This is a genomic window from Neobacillus niacini (genome assembly GCF_030817695.1).
GTDB classification, from domain to species: Bacteria; Bacillota; Bacilli; order Bacillales; family Cytobacillaceae; genus Neobacillus; species Neobacillus niacini_F.
Genome location: NZ_JAUSZQ010000002.1, coordinates 723361 through 746205, shown reverse-complemented (window position 1 = coordinate 746205; position 22845 = coordinate 723361). Strand labels below are relative to the sequence as shown.

General features: G+C 34.5%; 23 protein-coding genes and 2 pseudogenes. 8 read left to right on the top strand and 17 right to left on the bottom strand.

The features are described from left to right. Positions 1-61: 61 nt before the first annotated feature. The gene (locus QFZ28_RS03995; protein WP_307193450.1) at positions 62-1330 is read right to left on the bottom strand and encodes an ABC transporter substrate-binding protein; all 1269 of its coding nucleotides are present in this window, start codon (positions 1328-1330) and stop codon (positions 62-64) included. Between the two features lie 226 nt (positions 1331-1556). After that, positions 1557-2572: pseudogene (locus tag QFZ28_RS03990) on the bottom strand (YifB family Mg chelatase-like AAA ATPase); the annotation flags it as partial. 155 nt (positions 2573-2727) lie between these two features. Here QFZ28_RS03990 and QFZ28_RS03985 point away from each other — a divergent pair. Beyond that, positions 2728-2964, top strand: a complete 237-nt coding sequence (locus QFZ28_RS03985; protein ID WP_307193449.1) for a hypothetical protein — start codon at positions 2728-2730, stop codon at positions 2962-2964. A gap of 468 nt (positions 2965-3432) precedes the next feature. On the opposite strand, the gene QFZ28_RS03980 is transcribed toward QFZ28_RS03985, so the two are convergent. Together QFZ28_RS03980 and QFZ28_RS03975 are read right to left on the bottom strand one after the other, a co-directional pair. Beyond that, on the bottom strand, positions 3433-3579 hold the full coding sequence (locus QFZ28_RS03980; protein WP_307193448.1) for a hypothetical protein: 147 nt from the start codon (positions 3577-3579) through the stop codon (positions 3433-3435). A gap of 145 nt (positions 3580-3724) precedes the next feature. Then, positions 3725-4885, bottom strand: coding sequence for an asparaginase (locus QFZ28_RS03975; protein ID WP_307193447.1), 1161 nt, complete (start codon positions 4883-4885; stop codon positions 3725-3727). Positions 4886-5250: 365 nt separating this feature from the next. Between QFZ28_RS03975 and QFZ28_RS03970 the strand changes: the two are divergent. Together QFZ28_RS03970 and QFZ28_RS03965 are read left to right on the top strand one after the other, a co-directional pair. Continuing rightward, positions 5251-5454: pseudogene (locus tag QFZ28_RS03970) on the top strand (JAB domain-containing protein); the annotation flags it as partial. A gap of 959 nt (positions 5455-6413) precedes the next feature. Continuing rightward, positions 6414-7025 carry a zinc-ribbon domain-containing protein gene (locus QFZ28_RS03965; protein WP_307193446.1) on the top strand — a complete coding sequence of 204 codons (612 nt, stop codon included), beginning with the start codon at positions 6414-6416 and terminating at the stop codon, positions 7023-7025. Positions 7026-7395: 370 nt separating this feature from the next. Here QFZ28_RS03965 and QFZ28_RS03960 read toward each other — a convergent pair whose 3' ends face one another. After that, positions 7396-7884 (bottom strand): hypothetical protein, encoded by a 489-nt coding sequence (locus tag QFZ28_RS03960; RefSeq protein WP_307193445.1) that lies wholly within the window; start codon positions 7882-7884, stop codon positions 7396-7398. Between the two features lie 272 nt (positions 7885-8156). On the opposite strand from QFZ28_RS03960, the gene QFZ28_RS03955 reads away from it, so the two are divergent. Then, entirely contained in the window at positions 8157-8285 is a 129-nt protein-coding gene (locus QFZ28_RS03955) for a hypothetical protein (protein WP_307193444.1), read from the top strand. Here QFZ28_RS03955 and QFZ28_RS03950 read toward each other — a convergent pair. Continuing rightward, a complete protein-coding gene (locus QFZ28_RS03950; RefSeq protein WP_307193443.1) occupies positions 8259-8540 on the bottom strand; it encodes a hypothetical protein in 282 nt (93 codons plus the stop codon). The genes QFZ28_RS03955 and QFZ28_RS03950 overlap by 27 nt on opposite strands. A gap of 405 nt (positions 8541-8945) precedes the next feature. On the opposite strand from QFZ28_RS03950, the gene QFZ28_RS03945 reads away from it, so the two are divergent. Continuing rightward, positions 8946-9206 (top strand): transposase, encoded by a 261-nt coding sequence (locus QFZ28_RS03945; RefSeq protein ID WP_307193442.1) that lies wholly within the window; start codon positions 8946-8948, stop codon positions 9204-9206. Here the strand turns inward: QFZ28_RS03945 and QFZ28_RS03940 are convergent. The 4 genes from QFZ28_RS03940 to QFZ28_RS03925 are packed head-to-tail and all read right to left on the bottom strand — an operon-like array spanning position 9196 to position 12139. Continuing rightward, entirely contained in the window at positions 9196-9435 is a 240-nt protein-coding gene (locus tag QFZ28_RS03940) for a DUF5348 domain-containing protein (RefSeq protein WP_307193441.1), read from the bottom strand. The two genes, QFZ28_RS03945 and QFZ28_RS03940, sit on opposite strands and share 11 nt — an antisense overlap. Continuing rightward, entirely contained in the window at positions 9432-10232 is an 801-nt protein-coding gene (locus QFZ28_RS03935) for an ExeA family protein (RefSeq protein WP_307193440.1), read from the bottom strand. Before QFZ28_RS03935 ends, QFZ28_RS03940 begins: the two co-directional genes overlap by 4 nt. Beyond that, positions 10225-11577, bottom strand: a complete 1353-nt coding sequence (locus tag QFZ28_RS03930) for a DDE-type integrase/transposase/recombinase (protein WP_307193439.1) — start codon at positions 11575-11577, stop codon at positions 10225-10227. Before QFZ28_RS03930 ends, QFZ28_RS03935 begins: the two co-directional genes overlap by 8 nt. A 40-nt stretch (positions 11578-11617) precedes the next feature. Next, positions 11618-12139: a DUF6431 domain-containing protein gene (locus QFZ28_RS03925; protein ID WP_307196943.1), complete on the bottom strand. Its 522-nt coding sequence runs from the start codon at positions 12137-12139 to the stop codon at positions 11618-11620. 551 nt (positions 12140-12690) lie between these two features. On the opposite strand from QFZ28_RS03925, the gene QFZ28_RS29660 reads away from it, so the two are divergent. From QFZ28_RS29660 to QFZ28_RS03915, 3 genes are all read left to right on the top strand, one after another. Continuing rightward, positions 12691-12795 (top strand): IS3 family transposase, encoded by a 105-nt coding sequence (locus QFZ28_RS29660; protein ID WP_373428110.1) that lies wholly within the window; start codon positions 12691-12693, stop codon positions 12793-12795. A 3-nt stretch (positions 12796-12798) separates the two neighbouring features. After that, positions 12799-13413, top strand: coding sequence for an IS3 family transposase (locus QFZ28_RS03920; RefSeq protein WP_307193438.1), 615 nt, complete (start codon positions 12799-12801; stop codon positions 13411-13413). Positions 13414-13686: 273 nt separating this feature from the next. Continuing rightward, positions 13687-14262, top strand: a complete 576-nt coding sequence (locus QFZ28_RS03915; protein WP_307193437.1) for an acyltransferase — start codon at positions 13687-13689, stop codon at positions 14260-14262. A 255-nt stretch (positions 14263-14517) separates the two neighbouring features. On the opposite strand, the gene galE is transcribed toward QFZ28_RS03915, so the two are convergent. The 7 genes from galE to QFZ28_RS03880 all read right to left on the bottom strand — a co-directional run bounded on the left by galE (position 14518) and on the right by QFZ28_RS03880 (position 22765). Beyond that, positions 14518-15549 (bottom strand): UDP-glucose 4-epimerase GalE, encoded by a 1032-nt coding sequence (gene galE, locus QFZ28_RS03910; protein WP_307193436.1) that lies wholly within the window; start codon positions 15547-15549, stop codon positions 14518-14520. Between the two features lie 360 nt (positions 15550-15909). Next, a complete protein-coding gene (locus tag QFZ28_RS03905) occupies positions 15910-16665 on the bottom strand; it encodes a glycosyltransferase family 2 protein (protein ID WP_307193435.1) in 756 nt (251 codons plus the stop codon). Positions 16666-16761: 96 nt separating this feature from the next. Further along, a complete protein-coding gene (locus QFZ28_RS03900; RefSeq protein WP_307193434.1) occupies positions 16762-18255 on the bottom strand; it encodes a lipopolysaccharide biosynthesis protein in 1494 nt (497 codons plus the stop codon). Positions 18256-18343: 88 nt separating this feature from the next. Then, positions 18344-19411, bottom strand: a complete 1068-nt coding sequence (locus QFZ28_RS03895) for a polysaccharide pyruvyl transferase family protein (RefSeq protein ID WP_307193433.1) — start codon at positions 19409-19411, stop codon at positions 18344-18346. A 28-nt stretch (positions 19412-19439) separates the two neighbouring features. Next, entirely contained in the window at positions 19440-20474 is a 1035-nt protein-coding gene (locus tag QFZ28_RS03890; RefSeq protein WP_307193432.1) for a glycosyltransferase, read from the bottom strand. Between the two features lie 59 nt (positions 20475-20533). Further along, the gene (locus QFZ28_RS03885; protein ID WP_307193431.1) at positions 20534-21571 is read right to left on the bottom strand and encodes a glycosyltransferase; all 1038 of its coding nucleotides are present in this window, start codon (positions 21569-21571) and stop codon (positions 20534-20536) included. 3 nt (positions 21572-21574) lie between these two features. After that, on the bottom strand, positions 21575-22765 hold the full coding sequence (locus QFZ28_RS03880; RefSeq protein WP_307193430.1) for a glycosyltransferase: 1191 nt from the start codon (positions 22763-22765) through the stop codon (positions 21575-21577). Positions 22766-22845: the final 80 nt, after the last annotated feature.

Sequence of the window (22845 nt, the reverse complement as noted above, 5' to 3'; positions counted from 1 at the left end):
ATTTTAAAAATAAGAGAGACGGACTGATGAAACATCCACCCGTCCGCCTCCCATGCTAAAATTACTTATTTAATAATTGTTCGGCCTTTTTATTGGCATCATCCAATGCTTTTTTCGGATCCTTCTGACCCAGTAAAGCAAGGTTCACTTCTGCCCAAAGAGGTTCGGATAATTGACCCCAGTTCGCAATGACAGGTGCAAATTTAGCATATTCAAATTCTGATGCTACAATTGGCTGCTGCTTCATTTGTTTGAATTCTTCGTTTTGCTCATAAATAGCTTTTGAAGTAGGAGCTTGTCCTGATTTAGCCCATTCCATAGTGTTCCCAGCAACGAATTTCAAGAAGTCGGTAATACCCTCTAACTTTTCTGCATCTTTAACAGATGCAGGGATAACGAAATTATGTCCATTTGCATAAACAGCTTGTTGCTTGGTTCCAAGCTGTGGAACTGGTGCTACACCATAGTTGATGCCCGCTTTATCCCATTGTTCCATCATCCATGGACCATTTAGATGCATAGCATTTTTGCCTTGCAAGAATAAGGTAACCTCACCATCTTGTTGAACATTTTTAGGCGAAACTTTTTCTTTGTGAATCAAATCACTGTAGAACGTTAAAGCTTCAACCGCTTCCGGGCTGTTGTAGGTTGGCTTACCATCGTTCATAAGTTCGCCGCCATTTTGGAATAAAATCGTTGGGAATATAAATTGGTTTGGCCAAAGTGTTGGTACGACAAATCCGTATTGATTCTTAGACGAGTCAGTCAGCTTTTTAGCAGCTGCAACGAACTCCTCCCGATTGGTTGGCGGATTCTCCGGGTCTAAACCGGCCGCTTCAAACAAATCCTTGTTATAATACATAACTAGCGGATGGATATCCAAAGGAATCGAATACTGTTTATCATTAATATTCCCAGCATTCCAAGCCGTTTCGGAATAATCCTCTGCTTTAACTCCAGTCTTTTCAATCGTATCGCTTAAGTCTTTTAATAAATTCTTATCAGCATAGTTTTTCATTTGATCTGTATGCATCACTAAAACATCAGGTGCATTCTTTTGACCGGATAAAGCAAGGTCAACCGTTTTATAGTAATCTGACTGAGGAACAACTTGAAAATCCACTTCGTATTGATCCTGCGACTTATTATAGTTTTCCACAATTGTTTTCATCCGTGGACCATCAGCGCCAGAAAATGGAGCCCAGTACGTAATTTTATTTCCATTTGCTCCTTCAGTGTTCGTGGTTTCCTCTTTAGCTCCTGCACAACCTGCTAGAGATCCAAGTGTAAGAGCCGCAGTCATTGCAATACCTATCCATTTCTTTTTCAATATTGTCTCCCCCTTAGGCGAAATTGTTTTTAACTAACTAGCAGGAAACGTTTTCATTAATTCCTCACTTGGTTAGTTAATTTAATTTACCAACTGATTAAATCATATTACTGAAAGCGCTTTTTGTCAATTATTTATTCTAATAAATTACTATCTTTCTAAATTAAGCTTCTAGGTAAAAAAGCATTCACTTAATCTAAATATTCTCAAATTCATATAAAATTTAAGGATATGTCACAGTTGAATGTGCCCTGCTAATGGTCACCTCTCCTGTCTCCAGTGGCTGTCTGAGCATATCAAGGGTCTTTTTCGTGAATTCTGCAATTTCGTCCAAAAATAACACACCACGATGTGCCAGCGAGATTTCACCCGGTTTCGGACTTGAGCCTCCACCAATAATTGCTACCGATGAAGCGGAATGATGAGGATGTCTATAGGGAACGGTTTGGTAGTGGCTGCGTTTTTCTCCTACAAGCTGATAAAGACTCATGACTTCTAGCTGTGCTTGATCCGTAAGGGAAGGCAGTATCGAGGGGAATGTTTCAGCCAGTAAACTTTTTCCACAGCCTGGAGGACCGCTCATCAACACATTATGTTCACCAGCGGCGGCAATTTCTAATGCTCGTTTTGCCTGCTCATGACCAATAACGTTACTGAAATCCTTATGTACTGCTTCATAAAAAGGTAGTTTTTGATCGGTAATTAGAGGATTGGTGAGAAATGTAAGACTTTCTTGTCCTTGTAAATGCTGAACAACTTCTTTGATATGCTTAACAACAACAAAATTTAAACCATGTAGCATGTTAATTGGTATGGTGGGATCATCGGGGATGTAAATCAGCTTTAGACCAAGGGCTTTCGCTGCGATTAAGGCTGGCAGCAACCCCTCCGCACTCTCGATCGTTCCGTCGAGTGCTAACGTTCCAATAAATGCTGTATCTGGCTTGATTTCTTCCTTGATAACCTTTAGCTCTTCAATGCCGCAATCGCCATCGCTACATCAAACAAAGGTCCATTCTTCTTTTGCTCAGGTGGTGAAAGATTAACGACAACCTTTTGATCGGTAACATCTTTGCCAAAGTGACTAAGGGCAGCTAACACCCGTTCCCTAGACTCCTTAACTGAAGCATCGGGCAACCCTACGATCACCATCGATTCCTTACCTGGTGATATCCTGACCTGCACCTGAACTCGATAACCTTCAAGTCCTTTTAAACCAATATTAGAAACATTGACCGTCATATAACAGCCTCCAAACATAATTTTTTTATTGTTAGAAAATCGCTCTTTTCGGAGAGATTGTTGCTATTTTTAATATATTTTTACTATATTCTTAATAAATGTTTATAATAGTAGTAATTAGACTAAGAGCTACTATCACAAAGGAGTTGTGTTGTTTGTTTCTTTATCATTTAGGAATAGCACTTATGATGTGGTTATTTGTCGGTTTCGTTATAGGATTAAAATCCATTCTTTTCGATGGGGTAGCAACCAGAGAATTCTACGAGCAAACAATAGGAGAAGATTACAAAAATAGGTATATCAGAAGCAAAGGGGCTCTTCTTGCCACCTACACACTCGGAGGATTGATTTCTGTAGTCGGAGATATTTATTCGATGTTTAGGAAAGATTAATCCCGTGAATTTTTGGGACCTGTTTATATCAGTGGTCGCCTTTTTTAGTAAAAAACAACATTCTATGGGAAAGAGCCTAGAAAATAAATACAGGCTTAACACAAAATGTCTAAGGAGATATAGTTGAATAATGAATGAATTAAAATAACAGCGGTTTAGTGATGAAGATATTGAAGATATAGTTGAAGAATTATACGAAGTATTTCTTTTCTATAATTCTACAAAATAATCGAAAATCCTGCATTGCTATGGAAAAAATAAAATAAAATGGCACTTAAATAAATGTTTCGTTTTTAAAAAAGGCTATCAATCCTCGAACATAATCCGAGGAGTCACAGTGATGGAGACGAGGTTGAATCCCTTCTCTACTGGAATAATTTTGTGTATAATGGACATATAATAAAAAAGAGAAGTGCTGGTAACACTTCTCCATACAGTTTCTACCGTCAGGGTAGTGGTTGTCAATGTTTATATTTTATCTGAACCACCCTTTTGCTTGCGACGGCGTAGGGTGGTTTTCCTGTCTTCTAGAACATTCTTCCGAAAAAAATATGCGCAAACTTCCCGCCCCATTCCCTTCAGAACTTCTCGTAGAATTTCAAGAAATGTTTCCATGATTATCACCTCCTTCCCTAAAAACGGAAAGAAGACGACAACCACCACCCCAATAATTTTCAGCTGCAACTACATTCTAACACTGTTTAGTTATCTAAAAACCTATCAATCTTCGTCAAATATCGGGGAGTGACAGGCACCGGAATTAATATTGTGAATTAACTTGTCTTACTCCGTATTCAGATACCCACTCTTTAACTTGATTAAAGTCTTTAGAGAAAGATAAAGATAACATTAATAGAATACGAGCATGTTGCGCGTTTAAATTGTCTCCTGAAACAATTCCATTTTCACTTGAATAAACGCTACCAGACCCCGTACGTGTAGTACTCATGAAAATAACACCTTTTTCAATCCCACTTTTTCTCTCAGCTGATTGCGCGGATGAAATACCACCTGCTCCAGTTCCTGCTGTAACTATTCCCTTGACACCAGCATCTATAAATGCCTTTATTGCTTCCCCTCCAGCACCTTGGTACGAATAGACAATTTCTACCCTAGCTAAGTTTTCTTTAGAAATTCCATTTAAGTTAAATGGTGTTTTCCATTCATTTACCTTAGCTAGTGCACGAGCAGGCGCTTCATAGATTTGAATATTATCTTGGTCGATATATCCTAATGCACCAGATTGAGATTCAAATGTGTCTACTCTATAACTGTTGGTTTTTGTTACATCTCTTGCAGGATTTATCGTATCATTCAACATGACTACTGTCCCAAAATTATTTGTTTTATTACTTGCTGCTAGTTTAATAGCATTAAATAAATTCGCCTGTGCGTCACTACCAATTACAGTCCAAGGTCGCATTGAACCTGTTACAACTACAGGTTTATTGCTTTGAACAGTCAAATCAAGAAAATACGCAATTTCCTCCATTGTATCTGTTCCAGAGGTTACAACAACACCATCATTCGTTTTCAATTTTTCATCTACTAAAAGAGATAAGTCATACAGATCCTGCATGGAATAACCTGATGAACCTTTATTTCCAAATTGCGTTGTAGCAACATTTGCCATTTTTTCAACATTAGGCAATTCATTAACCATATCTTGAATAGCTAAACTACCAGATTTATAATTAATAAAGCTCGTTTCATCCGTTGATTTACCTGAAATTGTTCCACCAGTACCAATAACCTCAACCCTTGGTAAATCACTGACCTTAGTCTCTTTTTCTTTTTCCTCTTCTGCTGCGTATGTAATATTTTGAGTTAAAGTTCCGTTAACAATTGAAGTTGTTCCTACAAGAATTAAAGATGCCACTGTCATAGCAGCTAAGCTTTGTTTTACTTTCTTCCCTATCATTTTCTATTCCTCCATATATTTATATTTATCAAAACTCTTAAACTCGTGCCTCCTTTTTGGTAGTATATTTTTATTTCTTCCTTAACTCTATTGCATTAATTTACAGAAGTCTCATTTTGTGTCATATATTCTAACGTGAAATATGATAATTTTACCAGAATATACAATTTTTAGAAGTTGATATTAATTTTTTTATCGATATATGTATCAATACCTTACAACCGTCCATTACAAATCAAGTTTTTAATGTTGAATTTTTCTTGGGATTAGTATTCTTTAAAGTTGATTTATTTGAAAATATTGAAAAGAAGAATCTAGGTAGTGCTTGCTGATTTTGGCGAGAATTTATTAATAGGATGATACCCTTCCTGCACTTATTAAGAGAAGCTGCGCAAGTTAGTGCAATGGTCGCTCATAATCATCCAAGTGGGAATCCAAATCCTTCAAGAGAAGATATTGACTTCACTAAGCGCCTAAGTGAATTTGGCAAAATAGTCGGTATTGAAGTACTCGACCATATCATAATAGGAACAACCTACTATTCATTGAAGGATAAAGGTCATATGTAAACAACAAATAAAGGTTTAAAGGCCGTGTGGTTGGGCTATAAGGAGTACTATCCTTTCCCTAAGGAATTAAAGAAAAAGCTTTTTGATATATATGGGAAAGAACCTTTTCCATACACTTGGACTGAACAGGACATCCACGAAGGATTAAGGAAAATCATAATAGAGTTCTTCAAGGCTTAACCAAATGTTTTAAATCAAAAAAACTCCTCCCCATTACATAATAGTAATGAGAGGAGTTTTTAATTGGTAAAGAGTTGGCGAGTCCTGGTAAATTCTTTGTCAAAGAGTGGTACAAAAGATGGCACAGGTGGTAAATTCCTATGGCCGTAATCACGTTATCATTCCCCTTCTTCAGCAGCAGCAATTTCTAGTGCCCGTTTCGCTTGCTCATGACCAATAACGTGACAGAAATCTTTATGTACTGTTTCAGAAAATTGAGGTGTTTGATTAATAGTCAGAGGTTTAGGTAAAAATAAAAATCTTTCTTGTCCTTGTAAGATTGCTTGGGGAAGAGAGTTGAATAATGATTGAAATAAAAGCGGTTTAGTAATGAAGATATTTATGATATAGTTGAGGATTTATACGAAGTATTTCTTTGATATATTTCTACAAAATAATCAAAAATCCTGCAGATTATCGATATCAAAAGAATTTACGGAGAATATCTGAGGGGACACCAGGCACCGTTTTTTAGCATGCGACGGTGAGGTGTGGTTTTCTTATCGGGGAGTGAATTTCAAGAAAAGTTTCCAGGAGTATCACCCCCTTCCCTAAAAAGGAAAAGAAGATCGACAACCCAGCCACCCTCACAATATACAGCTGCAACTCCATTCTATCACTGATTAGCTATCTAACAACCTATCAATCTTCGACAAAACTCGAGGAGTGACAGGCATCGATATTTTTTACCACCTGTAAATCGTAAAAATAGTCTATTAGAAAACAATCCGGAGTTGGCTGTGGAATGGGATCTAAACAAGAATGGCGCATTACTCTCTGAGCACGTATCTTCATCTTCGCACTTATACATTTGGTGGAGATGTAAATATGACCACTCTTGGCAAGCCCCAGTATATACAAGAATTAAAGGTCATGGGTGTCCCGTTTGTGCTGGTCAAAAAGCTACACTGGAAAACTCCATAGCTACAATCAATCCAGCCTTAGCCGGTGAGTGGCATCCAATTAAGAATGGAATACTTACACCTGAATACTTTTTACCTAATTCAAATAAAAAAGTATGGTGGATTTGTAAAAACCACCATGAGTGGGAAGCAGCTATAAATAAAAGGACTATAGGGCGTGGCTGTCCTTATTGTTCTAACAAGAAGATAAACTCTACAAATAACTTAGCAGTTAGAAATCCACCCTTGGCCCAGGAGTGGCATCCTACTAAAAACAAACCTTTAACACCAGATCTAGTAACACCAGGATCAGATAAGAAGGTCTGGTGGCTTTGCAAAAAAGGACATGAATGGGAAGCGCATATCTACAGTCGAAACAGTGGGCGGGGTGTAGGGAGTGTTATAAAGATAGAAAAGGGTAACATTTTTTATAATAAGATAAATTTGTAGTTTGACCTCGTTAACATGAATAATTTGGGGAATCCATGACGATAATGTCACGTCTTTCTTTGCTTCTGAAGCATCTGTATAGCATTATTCCTGCTACCAATTCAAACTATAACTATTGTCTACTATTCTACAAATCTTGACATATATCGGGGAGTGACAGGCACCGATATTTACTACAACGAAAAACGAACCCAGTATAGAATGGGATTCGTTTCTCCTAAAATGTATTATATAAATTACCAAAATGCATCATATATGTCAAATTTATTGATGTCTATTTTTGGGGGCTTGACCACAGGAACGGGAATTTATAAAACAAGAATATTAGGGAGTGACCGTAATAAAAACAGGATGTTATTAGCCCTCCTACCTACCTACCTCCAAGGTATACTTTGATATATCCTTTATTCGGTGTTTGCCTGTAATTTTTGTAATCCTTTTTATCACGCTTACTGCTGTGTTGATAACCTAGTTCAGTAAGCACCTTATCTAGCCTCAGTTCCCATTCTGTAGTTCGTTCGTTGTTCATTTGTCCAAGTAATATTTTCCTTTTAAGAAGGTGCATCTCTTTGTGAAGAGACTCTTTTTCAAGTATGATGTTTCTTTTAGACAAGATTTTATTCACCTGCTGGATTGGGATGCTGGATATATGCTTCCTTAGATTCTCCTGGGATACTTGATGAACCTTTCGAATAAGGACGGCCGATTGGTCTCTCAACCCTTGTGGTTTTCCGATTGTGAAAATCGCATCTTTATTCTTTCCAGAACCTTTTTTCAAAGATATAATCTGAACTGCTGTTATCATCTCTCCGGTTACGTCAATGACCAAGGCTGGGACCACTTTGTCAGTAACTTTCATAAGGTAAATGTGTCCAATCAAGGTTCTCCTCGCCTCCCCTAAGTCTGATTCCTTCCGTGATGGTTCCTTCTATTTTTTCATTTATTTCTACTGAATTGCTGTAGTTTCATTATACAATATCACTCAAAAAAAACTTCCTGATTTGCAACAATGTATTTGCTAATCTAAAATTGTACCACTTATAATCAAACGCTAACCAAAAAATTGACCACCTCGTAATACTCTACTGTATTCTAATAAATATCCAGATCATTAGCTTCAGGAGGAAAGGTATGTACGAGATGGCTGATTATGAGTTTATCAAAAAGGTAATTTCTGGAGGAAATACCTTTCGACATTTATTATCTAATACACCAGGCACCGAAATTCGAATTTTAGCATTGACGCTCTATATCATTTAAAGCTTGAAGAAAGTCTTCTCTTATCCAACTACATGTTTTTGACTGTTTAAATGCCTGTATGCATTCCTTTAACTGATTCTTCTCTTCAGAAGTGGTAGTTAATGTTTCTGCCCTTAAATAATTCGGAACTCTTTTTACCACACACATTAAATTTTCATGTGTTTCACTGGCCAGTACAGGAAATGTAACTTCTAATGCAATATCCATAGATGTTTTAAAGGTAAAAGGGTTAAGAATGGTAAGATTTGTTTGCACAATAACATCCTCCTCCACATGTTTAACCTAATCATAAGAAGAACAGAACAAAAATTGTGTTATATTATGTTAAAAATAGTAAAAATTTTTGTCTAACATTTCCTTTTCCCAATTTCCTCAAAGTTAGACTGAACAGAATATTTTTGAGGTTCCAGAAAAATGAACAACAATTACTTCGATAACAATTCTAATTAACTAATTGGCGGACATTGGTATAAAACATGTCAATGGGGTAAAGTCTAGTGGCCATAATCAGTACCTACATTTTACCACTGTGTTAGTTACCTAAAAACCTATCAATCTTCGACAAAACTCGGGGAGTGACAGTGGTTGACCCCCTTATAATAGACATATAGAGTATGATGAAGATACGACATATCTGGATTTCTTTGGGGGAAAATTAACATGAGAAAAAAACAATCATTACATAATAGTGTCGAAACTAAATTGGAAGCAGTGCGTCAAGTGCTGGAAAATAAAAGGCCCGTGGCTGAAGTTGCAAATGAACTGGATTTACACCGGGATACAGTGAATCGCTGGGTAATCTTGTTACTGACACCCTGTTATGACAAGAAATTGACGTACGTATTTGTCCAAATTCTGACGGAAATGTTGGCCGATAGAAAGGGGAAGCACGCATTAGCTTCCCCTTTTACTAAATACTAACCTGATAAATTTCATTTGGTTTTAGATAAAACTTCGTATCATTTTGTCCAACAAGAATGTACCAGTCACTACCGAGTTCCATTCTGCACAAAAGGTGCACCCCATTGCCAAGATGCAGTTCGAACGAATCCCCGCATCGAATCTTGTAATCACTCTTACTTTCGTCCCAAAAGATCATCCAACAATCAAGAAAATCATTGTATACCATGTTTCTCCATCGTTTTTTCATGTCAGTTCACCCTGAATGACATGCTTAATCATATGGTCATCAATTATTCGACGTCCGTTTTGTGCTCCGTAAAGGAGGCTATGTGTACAAACCTTATTAATAAGTCTCGGGGTGCCACCAGAAAAACGATGTATTTCTTCTAAGGCACCGTCTGAAAAGATTTGTTGGTCAACTCCGGCATATTCTAGATGTCGAGAGACATACTGATCCACTTGTGATCGATCATAGTGACTTAATTTGAACTGAATATCAATTCTTTGGCGTATGGCTGCGTATGATTGAAGACGGAGACGATCCCATAATTCACTTTGTCCTACAAGGATAAGGGCCATTGGGCTTTGTGCATCCATCTTAAAATTGAGTAAAAACCGTACTTCCTCAAGCATCTCACGGTCTAGAAGATGTGACTCATCGACCACAACGACTGGCTGGATTCCATGAATACCCCTCATTAACTCAATTTCTCGATGAAGCTGTCGTTTGGCATCGCCTCTATAAAACTTTGATTCGGAACCTAGCTGTTCTAACAATCCTTTATAAAAATGCCTAGGTGTCAGTTTGGAATCAGATAAATAAAGCACTTGGAATTTCCCATGATCTAGTCCATCGACAAATTTCCGAATCGTGGTAGTTTTACCTGTACCACAATCCCCTGTTAAAACTGCAAATAACTGCCTTTCTGCTGTATACTTTAAACGACCTAATACTTCCTGCATCGTAAAGGAATCATACAGTTGAGCAGTAGGTACATCCCTGGTGAAAGGAGTTTGCTTCATTCCGTAAAAAGATTCAAACATCCTCGCCATCCTCCTTCCAGACAGCACGGAATGACACAGCCGGAGCTTGTGCAACTTTTCGGTCTTCATGTTTTTGTTCGGCTGCTTTTAGTAGTCTAGATGAATCCGCTTTATGTGCTTGTAGATGCGAAGGTAATGTTGGCCGTTTTCCAGCCTTTTCACCTATTACTAGCTTTTTAGCCTTCCACGGAGAATGTCCTTCATATTCAATTGTTAATTCCTCAAGATCCGCAGGATCATATACAACATCCACTTTGCGCCCAATGAAGGAAAGTCCCACTTCATATTTCTGATCCATAAAACTAATACATCCCGATTTATCAACTTTTCTTGTTTCACAATGTAAGAAAGCATTAGCCAGTTTATCTGGATCTATAAAGCGAAGGGCCTTTTTATCACTTCGAAACGCAGCTTCAGGACTAATATTGTCAAGACCCGAGTGTGGTTTATTTTGATAACACTCTGATAACCATACTTGAAAAAGCTCATTTAACCGATCTAAAGAATTAGGCTTTTCTAGGGCTATTTCTCCTAAGAACGAATCTACGATTCTATTAAACCGTTCAACCTTGCCTTTAGATTCTGCCGCATACGGTTTGGCAAAAATCAGTCTTGTCCCTAATTTGGAACAGGTACGAGACATCCATTTGGTCCGATACTGTTTTCCATTATCAAAGTAAACAGCTTCAGGTAATCCATATTTTTGAATCGCATTTCGAAAGGCATCCTCAATAATCCTAGAATCCAATGTCGGATAGAACGCTCCATGTAAAATAAATCGAGTTGCATCATCAATTATTGCGACTAAATAAACCTGTTTTTTTGTGCCATTTGGCCCTATGGGCAAATATGGTCCAAATTTAATATCTGATTGCCACAGCTGATTACGATGACGCTTTTGAAATCGTCTAACAGCTACTCCTGTTTGAGAGTAGAGCTTCATTTGGCGAGTACTGTATCCTCTCTCGGTTAACTTTTCCTGAAGAGTAGAACGTTTAATCTGCCCTGGTTGGGCCAACCCCTCCCACTCAAGAATTTGAATAATTTGGGCAACACTTCTAGTAGGAGCTTCTTTCCTAAGTAGTATCGCCTGTTCTAATAAATGAGGAGGGATGGCCTCTTTTTTCCCTTTTTCCGATATTCCTTTTGGTTTTAATCCTCCGAACCCTTCATTACGGTACTTTTCAATGTAACGTCTAATTGTCCTTTCAGAAAGACCGCTGGTCCTACATAATTGGTTTTTTAATTCTTTTGCTTTCCCAGCATCTAAACCTTCCTCCAAAAGAGGGGCGATCAGCTGGAACCGTTGAACTGCAATTTCTTCTGCCTTTTTATGATCTTTCATGATAACACTCCTCTACATATGTGATTATCATGAGTGTAAATCAGCTATCTGCGGACAAGAATGCAGAACGGGTATGTAGCCACAAATTAATATTCACTATTGGACGGACAATTCTTTCTAGCCATCTCGGGGCATTCCCCACCAGTCGTCCTATTCTATGAAGTGCAGTCTCTGAATTTGCGGACGTCAAATTCAAAGGGACCTTTACCTGTTTCGTTCGAAGCACAATAGATATGAGGCAATTAGCCCAATAATCCACGAAATGATTAAACCATTCAAACCAACGAAATAGTGTAGACTCATCGGCTGGAACATCATGTGTAGAAGGGTTCGTAAGAACCGACTCAATGCATTCAGCCTCATACCTCTTATATGGAACTAAGAAATCTGGTAATTCATGATGAATCCGGCCACATTGATCACAACGCATTCGCCGAATATTATATAATTTTGTCTCTCCAGACCTTTCTCTAGATTTTCTATCTCTAGTACCAATAACGCTCATACTTTTCCCGCAACAGGGAGAAGGAATCAACCCTGCACCCCTAACAAAAAACTCCATTGTTTTCAATTAATTTATAATCTGATACAATAATCATATAGTTTCTTTTAGAGGACGTCTCCCGTATATCTGTTGGCGCAGATATACATTATGGGAGGCGTCTTTTCCTTTCTCCATAATTATAAATGTCGAAATGTTTCGAATTATATACTGACATTATAATCGTCAAATTCTGGACAGGCAATACCGTCAACTTTAGGTCATTTGGAGAGGGCAATAACAGTAATCTCTTTTAAGGGTAAGGGTGAGCAGGGTCTAGTGAATCCACGCTCTATTTCGCAGCCTTCTCAGTCAAAAGATTTAAAGCAGACCCGGGAGTTGGAGAAGAAATTAAAAGAAAAAGAGATCGAGATAGAAATCCTAAAAAAGTTCCAGGCCTTTCTGAAAGAGAACGAATAAGCAAAAAATTCGAAGCTATTTCTTATTTGGAAAAGGATTACCCTGTCAATCTTTTATGCCGTATACTCGGGGTTTCTTCAAGTGGTTATTTTGCATTTCTTAAACGCCCTAAGCGCCAAACATCTGGAGAAGAACGCTAAGATTTAAAACAGATAAAAAGAGTTTATTTCCTTCACAAGGCTACGTATGGAGCCAAAAGAATATCCCGAGCTTTAAAAGCCGAAAGCATAATAATAAACCATAAAAAAATAGCATGACTCATGAATGAGGCCAATTTGAAAGCAAATGTGAGGCAACCAAAAACTACTCATGAAACGAAGAAACAATCTGCAGGCTATGTCTATAAAAATCTATTAGATCGGGATTTTGACGCCGTTCATCCCAATCAGAAATGGGTAACGGATATGACTGAGATTTTGATGGGACAGGAAAAGTTGTATATTTCTGCAGTTGTGGATTTATTTAACCGTGAAGTGATTGCCTTTGAAATGAGTTCAAGCCCTAATAAGGAATTGATAAAAGCCACCATCAAGGCAGCACAGAAAAAGAGAAAATTGGATACATTGGATGGCGTTCTGATCCATAGCGACCAAGGAAGTGTTTACAGATCCCACATGTATCGCAATCTAAGTAAAGAGCTACACTTCATACCAAGTATGTCACGAAAGGCAAACTGTTGGGATAACGCTGTTATTGAAAGTTTTTTTTCGCAGTTAAAAACGGAATTCCCTTGTTTTTATCCCAACTGCCCAATCGATTCTTTTCAACAAAATCTAAAGAAATATATTCGTTATTACAATGAAAAACGAATCCGAAAAAGAATGGGATTCGTTTCTCCTAAAATGTATTATTTTAATTACCAAAATGCATCATAAATGTCGAATTTACCAATGTCTATTTTTCGGGGGCTTGACCACAGGCACCGAATATTTGGAACATTGTTTTTGGAGGGAACTACAATCAGGCTGAAAAAGTAGGGCTATTCTCTTACAAAAATATACAACGAAAAACATGAACGCAAGGCTGCGGTTTATTCCTTAATAGTATTTTCGACAATCTGAGACAAGTTTTTAATGAACTAGTAAAAATTGTTATTCCCCTGTATTATTACTGTTGGAAGATGATAACCAATTAACGGGGGAGATTTTTTGAAAGTTGGAGAGAAATTATTTAATAGGTATATATTTACCGTTAGAAAATTGAGAGGATTTAATCAATTTGGAAATACTGGTTATTCACTCAATGATAGTCCTTCAATAAAAGGTAAATTATATGTTAACAAAATTGGCGAACTTACTATAGGTAAGCGTTTAGGCATCGTTGGCCGACCGTGGTCTACACAATTGACTGTAGAAAAAGATGCTGTGCTTACTATCGGAAATGACGTCTTTATTAACGCAGGATGTGGTATTGCCGCATCCAAAGAAATCCGTATCGGTAATAATGTTTTAATTGGTCCGAGAACGAGTATTTTAGATAGTGATTATCATTTACTAGATGCAGATGTCACTAGTGAACAATTAAAAAAACCTATTATAATCGAGGATAACGTTTGGATTGGAACTAGGTGTACGATCCTTCCGGGAGTAAAAATAGGAAAAAATTCAGTTATTTCAGCTGGTAGCATTGTGAATAAGGACATACCGCCAAACGTAGTTGCAGGGGGAGTTCCAGTAAAAGTAATTAGGGAGCTTAATACTCCTGATGGATGGATTAGACGATAATTTTTTATTCGTAATTGGAATCAATCTTGACATAACTACTAGGAGGCTATCTAAATATACTAAATTTAGACTCATTTCAACAACCTTTGGAGACTGGGATAACAGCAGCAACATTGTATAGTATAAGTGGAGGAAAGATGCTCGTGCTGCAGGAAATGCGACACCTGGAGATGGGCAAGGATCTGAACACCGCGGTCACACCATCAAAAAGTAAAGAACAGTCAATAAAAAAGTAGACTGTTCTTTATTAATTCATTATGATTCTACTAATACCTTACTATCATACCCATTCGGATTCTTTTCTTGCCATCTCCAAGAATCTCGGCACATATCTTTAATTCCCTTTTCAGCAGTCCAGCCTAGTTCGTTTTTTGCTTTTGCTGGGTCTGCATAGCAGACTGCTACATCTCCTGGCCTTCTATCTACGATCCGATAAGGTACTTTCTTACCAGATGCTTTCTCGAATGCTGATACTATTTCTAATACACTATAACCCGTTCCGGTTCCTAAATTATAGGCTTCTACACCATTTGAAGACCTTGCTTTCTCAAGAGCTTTTAAGTGTCCATTAGCAAGGTCCACTACATGAATATAATCTCTTACGCCGGTTCCATCTACTGTTGGATAATCACTACCAAACACTTGTAGTTCTTTCAATTTACCTACAGCTACCTGAGTAATAAAAGGCATTAAATTGTTAGGGATACCATTTGGATCTTCTCCAATTATACCACTCTCATGTGCACCAATTGGATTAAAGTATCGTAGTAAGGCAATGCTCCAGCTGTCATCCGAAACATACAAATCACGTAAAATCTCCTCTACGATCAGCTTTGTCCGACCATAAGGATTGGTTGCTCCAAGAGGGAATTCCTCCGAAATTGGTACTCGCTCAGGCATACCATAAACGGTAGCAGATGAACTAAACACCAAGTTCCTTACTCCATACTTCTTCATAACATCACAAAGAATAAGAGTTCCAGTGATATTATTATGATAATAATGAAGTGGTACCATCATTGACTCTCCAACTGCCTTCATCCCTGCAAAATGTATAACTGCCTCAATATCATTGTTTGAAAACACATCTTCAAGACCAATTCGATCAAGCAAGTCAACCTTATAAACCTTAAAGCTTTTTCCTGTAATCTCTTGGACTCTATTTAATGATTCGGGTTTACTGTTTGAAAAATTATCTAATATGATTAATTCATAGCCAACGCTCAGCAGTTCAACACACGTATGACTGCCGATATATCCGGCTCCGCCTGTAACTAGTATAGCCATTTGTATAAACCCTCTCTAATTTTTATAAGGAGGAAAATTGCTTAAAACCATTTCTCTCCCTTTTCCTCTACTCTTCTATTCTTTTTTATTATCTTAACCGTCAGACATCCGATATCTAAGTAAAACCTATTGTGTAAAAACTCTATGAAATAAATATATTCGGGGAGTGACGGGCACTGATATTTTATTATTCCATTTTAATAATTTAAAAATTATCAATGATAATACGTTCATAACCTATATTAAAAACAAATATAACTACCCAATGTAACCGGCTCCATCTATAAGTAGTATAGCTATTTAGAGAAATTCTCTAACAAAAAAATTTTTCCGGATTCTTTCCTTTAATTTCGGCAAAACTCAACTTTTTGCAAAATTAAATACTCTGTTAGTTACTTTTTTTATGATTTTATCCAATACATATCTTATATTAACAAGTGCAAATTTATTGTATTCTCCATCTTCCCCCGAGATAGACTCTATAATTGTAGCACTTTTATGTTTAAACCAACTTTTAACCTCTTCTTGCTTTGTCTGCATCCCCGATGCGTTCATCCAAGCGTCTCCTGACCTACCACCATAGTGGAAAATCATATTATTATGACTAAGAATTGCTGTTATATTATAATTTTCATTTAACAATTGTCCCTGTAATTTTGTAACAGACCACCACCATTGATAACTTTCATCCAGTTTATATTTTTCATACAATTCTTTATCAATAAGCAGGCAATAACCATCAGCTCGTGGAATAATCGAATTTACCACTCCGTAAGCAGTCGCACCTTTCTTATGATTTTTAAGTAATTTCTGTAACCAAAAACTATCTCTTATTTCAACATCTGAATTTAATAATAAAATGTACTCACTGTTTACATCGCAAAGCTTAGAGGCAGTGTTATTTCCCTTGGCGAAAAATGTATTTTCCTTTTCAAAAATTAATTTATCAATAAATCCTTTTTTTTGTAAACTAACTAACATTCGTCTTGTTTTTGAATCGGAAGCATTATCTAAAACAATAACCTCATAATCTATACCTTTTGTTTTTCTTAGTGTTTTTAGAGTATGTTTGGTATATTCACGTGCATTATATGATAATATTAAAATACTAATCATTTTTCTCCACCTTTTGTTTACATAAGAAAGTAATTGAAATATCTAACAATAATTCACTTCACAAAGCTTTAAATATTATTTTTTAATGTTTTTATTTTATGTTAATACCATTTTAAAACCACTTGTTCTACGATAAACCATAATAACTGTTATTAATGTTATCAAACACACTATAATAATCTTAATAAAAAATTTATACCAAGTATCTATAGTAAAAAAATTAAACAAAACTTTAAGAACAACTATCAACAAGATTGTAATTAATAGGTTTATTACCAATGGGATATAATATTTTTTAGCTTTCTCTTCAAAATACACCCTAAATAATAAATTGGGTTCATACCAAAAGTAAGTTACTAATCTTGAAATGGACGATGCAAAAATAATTCCAGCTAACCCTAAATATTTCCCCATAAGTACTGATAAAAAAATATTTAAAATTGCAGCAAAAAGCATAATATACTTTGTCTGTACAAATAATCCAGTTGCTTCACGATAAGACCATATTGGGTGTATTACACTTCCTAAATAAAAATTGAAAATAATTGATATTAAGATTAAATCATCTAAAATATAATCGGGCCCTAACCAAATATTAATTAAATCATTGATTAGCATATATAAACAAACTGTAACAAAGCAACTAATAACAAGACTAACTGTCTGCATTGATTTGAAGATTTCAAAAAGCTTTTTGGGTTTTTCTGTTACTATTACATTCCCAATGCTTGCAGTTACAGAGGAATAAATTATATTTATGAGGCTATTTATTGCAGTTAAGACCAAAATATAATTAGAATATATACCAACCCAAATAGTTCCTATCATCATTGAAATCAATATATTATCGGTTCCAGTTAATAGGACACCAGATATTTTATATATAAATATTGATTTCATATTTTCAAATATATGTTTTTTCTCATTCCTATCAAGTTTTTGTCTTGAATTTATTAGATATGGATATAATTTATCTGCTAACCGTGAAATTATTATGTTATTAATAAATGTAGCTATTACCTGAATAAATAAATATAATAAATAGTTTCTAGTTAAAAGTAAAATTAATGATTGAAAAACAGTCCTATAAAAATTCACCTTCATCTGGTATTTAGAAATAAGATAATTCTTCTGATCAGCACTTATAATTGATGCCTTATACACAAATAAATAAGAAATTACTGTATTTGATAAAAAAAGTAAATAGTAAACTTCTAGATAAGCGATTGGACTTTCTAAATTAACTATATATCTAAGAAATGGCACTAATGTCAATCCAATCACGAATACACAAGAAGCAATAATACTATATACTTTTCTATAGAATTTAATTAGTGCAGCTACTTTTTTATTATCATTTTCTGCTAGCGGCTTATAAAAGCTATAAATCATTGCAGTCCCAAAACCTAAATCTGCCAAGGAAAGCATCATTAATATATCTGAAAAAAGACCATTAATACCCAAGTATTCCGGACCAAGTATTTTTATAAATATGGTTCTGTTAATAAAATTTAGCAATAATGTAACTACCTGATTAAGTGTTCCAAATGTAATATTACGTGCAGTATTTTTTGTTCTACTTTCACTCATAATATATCCCACATACTTTCAAAAGCAAAAAAATGCCGTTTTATACTTTTATAAAATTTAATTGATAAACTATTAAATACTAGTTTGCTTATGATTTAATACTGTTTATTATTTCATTATAGTATTTCATTGCAAAATTATTATTATATTTAGAATGATTTATTTTCATCATTTCGTTTATTTGATTATAAATATCACTCTCGTCTTCTACAAATTTTATATATGGAAGATGTTTAATCCAATTATAAGTGCCTTTAACTTTTTGATTATAATTACTAAGTGCAATACATGGTGTAGAAGTAATAGCTGCAAACACCATTCCATGTAATCTATCTGTAATAACCAATTTTGACTGTCTGATAGATGTCCAAATTTTGTTTAGTTCCTCTTCTCTTATATCTTTGTTTATAGGAAAACTAACAACAGTATCAGTTATTATAATATTATTCTGATTTGATAGCTCATTATATAATTTCTTCTTTAATTCAGAACTAATTACCTTTTCAGTATCATCTCTGAAACAAAATAGAATATCTTTTCTCTCCCTAGTAAATTTATCTTCATTTAGATACATCACGATATCTGGTGTTAAAATTACATTATTCTGTGTAAATATACCTCTCATCATTTGAAGCGATATTTCTTCTCTTGCAATTATTGTTAGATTTGGATGCGAGTTATAAATATTAATTGTTTTTTTGAGCTCTTTTTTACCGAAGTCTGTGTTCCCAAAATAAATGGTTTGTGGAAATGAAATTATCTTATTGTCTTTAAAATTAACAATAACCCTTCTTCTTAATTCTTCCTCCCGGAGATACTCAACGCCCATATTCCCCCCACCGTGTAACATTATAATATTTTTAGGTTCAATAACTTTCGTCAATGCTTTAAAATAATAGGTAAAATCATCAAATTGTATTTCAAAAATATCGAAATCCTTACAATTTTCCTCTAAGAATTTCATTTCTGCATGCGCAATTGCCTGATCTCCAAGATTCCCATGTTTAGGGGTCCCAATTAAAAAAATCCTATTTTTATTGCTTTCCTGAATGAATTTATCCAACTTCCTTCGCGCTTGCTGTGATTCCCATATTTTCAATAAAGCTTTTTTAATTGTTAATGGAATAAACCTTTTTATCGATTTAATAATAATCACCTCTAGTATTTTTGTCCATTTGTTAAAATTACCCTTTTCTTTGATTTAAAACTCTAGTAATATTCATTCTTAAAACTATTATTCTATTTAATATTTTTACGATACCTATGGGACAATATTTTAATAAATAAGATATCAGTTTCCTATTCCCAACCTGATCCAATTGGTGATAAAAAAAATGGAAATTATTCCGATAATAATTTACCAAGAAATTAAAAATTTGTTCCTTGTTAGCTAAATCTGAATTAAGGACAAGTATCATATATTCTCTAATTAAAGATTCTAGTCTGTTTAAAGCAAGCTTTTTTAAATCAAATAAATTTTCTTGGGTATAAAAAGAAATTTGATTAGAGTATGCCTCCAAAACATCAAGCCGCTTGCTATTAAATTTTTCTCCCATAATGCTATTCGTTCTTTGCAAATAGTAATATAATGGAATTTTAGTTAAAGCCAATTTCTTTGATTTGTATAATAATTGATACGTTGTAAACTCGTCTTCATGTATTTTACCTACAGGAAACCTTATATTATCAAATAATTCTTTCCTATATAACTTGTTCCAAACAACCACAGAAACAACATAATCTTGATTAAATAAACTGGTAAGAGATTCGATCTTATTTAGTATATTTTTGTTACTGGTTGGTACTATTACCTGATTCTTAATATTTCCCTTTATATTTTTTTCTTCGTATACCTTTGTAAATCCACATTGGGCAATTTCTGCATTAGTTGAAATAATCATGTTAAATAATATTTCATAAAACCTTTCATGAATGTAATCATCCGAGTCTATAAAGCTAACATAATCCCCTGACGCATTATCTAACCCTATATTTCTTGCTTCAGAAAGACCTCCATTATCTTTATGAATGACTTTAATCCGATTATCTTTACTTCTATAGAAATTACAAACTTCCCCACTGTTATCAGGAGAACCATCATTTACTAATATTACCTCTAAATTTTTATATGTTTGATTAATAATACTTTCTATACATTGAGGTAAATATTTTTCAACATTATAAATTGGTACTATAACACTTATCTTTTGATTAACCATTTGATCAACCTCAATTCAGAAACTTTATAAATAATTTATAAATTCTTCAATTAGCACATTTAAATTGTAGTGAATCGCATTGTATAATAACAAGCGAGAATTGCATTAAATTGTTGTTTTACAAACCAGTAAATAACGCGTTCCTTAACAGGCAACATATTCAATGGAAAACTATGAAGGGCGTTTTGGAGTCTGTCATTTTCTGTGATTCTTTTAATTGTCTGTAACTTTTCAATAAAAGTATTAGTATTTTCACTTCTGCATTCATTTACTATGGATTCAAGGGCATAGCTTAATATATTAGTATTTAATTGCTCTCTGCATTTAGAAATTAATCCTTTATTGTGTAAAAGATGATAAATTTCTTCATGTAAAGCAAGTAGGGTATCCCACTTATTTTTTCGGTATTTCTTTACTAATGAATTATTATTAATTCTATAATTATAAAGTGGGGAATCTACTACACTAAGCTTCTTACAATAATAAAGTGATTCAATATTAAATATTAAATCTTCGGCAAAATCTCTTCTTTCCTTTTTAAAGAATATACCATTCTCAATAATGAAATTTCTTTTATATATACTCCAACAAACACTCCCCATTACGGTAGGTTTATTTATTTTTGAGTACTTTTGACCAATCATTTGAAATAATACTTCAATGGCACTCTCTTTATTATATGTTCCATTTGGTAGAGGTGAATTGATAATTTCCTTTATATTAGTTGGTAAAATACAATTGTATCCAGACATGCATATTTCAGCAAAATATTTATTAGCAAAATTATAAAGTTCTTCATACATATTAGATTCAATCCAATCATCTGGATCCACAAAACCAATATAATCTCCTCTAGCTGCATTTATTCCTGCATTTCGAGCCATACCTGGCCCTGAATTTTCCTGATGAATTACTTTTATTCTTTTATCGATTTTCGCGTATTTTTCTGCGATATTCCCGCAATTATCAGGTGAACCATCATTTACTAGTATTATTTCTATATTTTCCAAGGTTTGTTCAATTATAGTATCAATGCATCTGTGAATATACTTTTCGGCATTGTGAATTGGAACTATTATGCTTACAGCTGGTAACATTATCTATCCTCCTATTAATTCATACAATTTGTTAACTTCATTTTCGTTCCCGGAATAATAAGAGAGATTCTTTGAAATTTCCTTTGTTAATTCTGGTTTATTTAATACCTCCTTAATCCCTTTTGCAATACCATCTTCACTAATAGGTACAATAACACCGGTCTTTTTATGTTTTATTTGATCATAAACGGTTTGATAATTTGTAACAATTATTGGCTTTGATAATGCCTTTGCTTCTTCAATTGCAATAGATTTCCCTTCTGTACGTGAGGGTTGAACATATATATCTGCCGCTGCAACATAGGGGTACGGATTAGAATTTATACCTAACAAAATAAACCTGTCCTCTAGATTATACTTCTTTATTAACTTCTCAATTTCTTCTCTTTGTGGCCCATCACCTATAACATACCACCGTATATCATATCCTGCCTTTACCACTAAATTACAAGCTTTTATAGCAATATCAATGCCCTTTTCATGAGCAAGCCTTCCTAAAGTAACAATACGTTTCCCTTTAAAATTATCGTCAGAAAATGCATTAACCTGATGTGCCATATGACGGATTACAGAAGGAGAAATAATATTTTCTATAACTTTTATTTTTTGTTTTGAATCAGGAAACATGCTTTCTAAAACATGTCTACATTCATCAGAAATAGTTACCCAATGGTCAATCAAAGAAATATATTTACTTTCTACGTTTATATTTATTTCAGTTTTTGAAAGATTACAATGATTCCAAGCAATCTTAACGTTAGATTTTGTTTTTTCAGCCATAAAATATTTTATCCAATGATCTTGATAACTTATTACTGCATCATATCTATTTTCTATTGGTGGTACATACTCGGAAAATGCCGACCAAACCTGTTGCGCTGCATTTGCCAAGGACATTTTAAATTTATAGTTAATTGGGTATCTTAGTCTTGGGAAAAATAGTGTAAAGTGCTTTTGTTTTAATAAGGATATTAAAGAACTTTTAATAGGCATAGTCAATGCACTTAATATCTTAATTGTAGGTAAAACGTTAACCTTCTCTGGTATAAACTTCATAAACATTCCGCGTTGAAGACATAAAAATAGGTCAACATCATATCTATCGTAGTCTATTTGTTCAAGTATATTTATAAGACTTTTGGATGCACCATCTACCCCTAAGTCGTATGTTACAAATAATATCTTTTTTTTCATAACGTGCTCCCAATAGTTTTTTTATAAAACTAATTCTCACATATTTTCTCATAATTTCTCCGAGACTTTTTCGTATATTA

What these genes read in the sequence shown, in the direction of transcription:
- QFZ28_RS03890 (WP_307193432.1), bottom strand. Translation starts at nt 20,474, where the DNA reads ATGGTTAATCAAAAGATAAGTGTTATAGTACCAATTTATAATGTTGAA.
- QFZ28_RS03900 (WP_307193434.1), bottom strand. Translation starts at nt 18,255, where the DNA reads ATGAGTGAAAGTAGAACAAAAAATACTGCACGTAATATTACATTTGGA.
- QFZ28_RS03905 (WP_307193435.1), bottom strand. Translation starts at nt 16,665, where the DNA reads ATGATTAGTATTTTAATATTATCATATAATGCACGTGAATATACCAAA.
- QFZ28_RS03955 (WP_307193444.1), top strand. Translation starts at nt 8,157, where the DNA reads ATGTACGAGATGGCTGATTATGAGTTTATCAAAAAGGTAATTTCTGGA.
- QFZ28_RS03925 (WP_307196943.1), bottom strand. Translation starts at nt 12,139, where the DNA reads ATGGAGTTTTTTGTTAGGGGTGCAGGGTTGATTCCTTCTCCCTGTTGC.
- QFZ28_RS03930 (WP_307193439.1), bottom strand. Translation starts at nt 11,577, where the DNA reads ATGAAAGATCATAAAAAGGCAGAAGAAATTGCAGTTCAACGGTTCCAG.
- QFZ28_RS03880 (WP_307193430.1), bottom strand. Translation starts at nt 22,765, where the DNA reads ATGAAAAAAAAGATATTATTTGTAACATACGACTTAGGGGTAGATGGT.
- QFZ28_RS03975 (WP_307193447.1), bottom strand. Translation starts at nt 4,885, where the DNA reads ATGATAGGGAAGAAAGTAAAACAAAGCTTAGCTGCTATGACAGTGGCA.
- galE (WP_307193436.1), bottom strand. Translation starts at nt 15,549, where the DNA reads ATGGCTATACTAGTTACAGGCGGAGCCGGATATATCGGCAGTCATACG.
- QFZ28_RS03945 (WP_307193442.1), top strand. Translation starts at nt 8,946, where the DNA reads ATGAGAAAAAAACAATCATTACATAATAGTGTCGAAACTAAATTGGAA.
- QFZ28_RS03935 (WP_307193440.1), bottom strand. Translation starts at nt 10,232, where the DNA reads ATGTTTGAATCTTTTTACGGAATGAAGCAAACTCCTTTCACCAGGGAT.
- QFZ28_RS03885 (WP_307193431.1), bottom strand. Translation starts at nt 21,571, where the DNA reads ATGTTACCAGCTGTAAGCATAATAGTTCCAATTCACAATGCCGAAAAG.
- QFZ28_RS03940 (WP_307193441.1), bottom strand. Translation starts at nt 9,435, where the DNA reads ATGAAAAAACGATGGAGAAACATGGTATACAATGATTTTCTTGATTGT.
- QFZ28_RS03960 (WP_307193445.1), bottom strand. Translation starts at nt 7,884, where the DNA reads ATGAAAGTTACTGACAAAGTGGTCCCAGCCTTGGTCATTGACGTAACC.
- QFZ28_RS03980 (WP_307193448.1), bottom strand. Translation starts at nt 3,579, where the DNA reads ATGGAAACATTTCTTGAAATTCTACGAGAAGTTCTGAAGGGAATGGGG.
- QFZ28_RS03920 (WP_307193438.1), top strand. Translation starts at nt 12,799, where the DNA reads ATGAATGAGGCCAATTTGAAAGCAAATGTGAGGCAACCAAAAACTACT.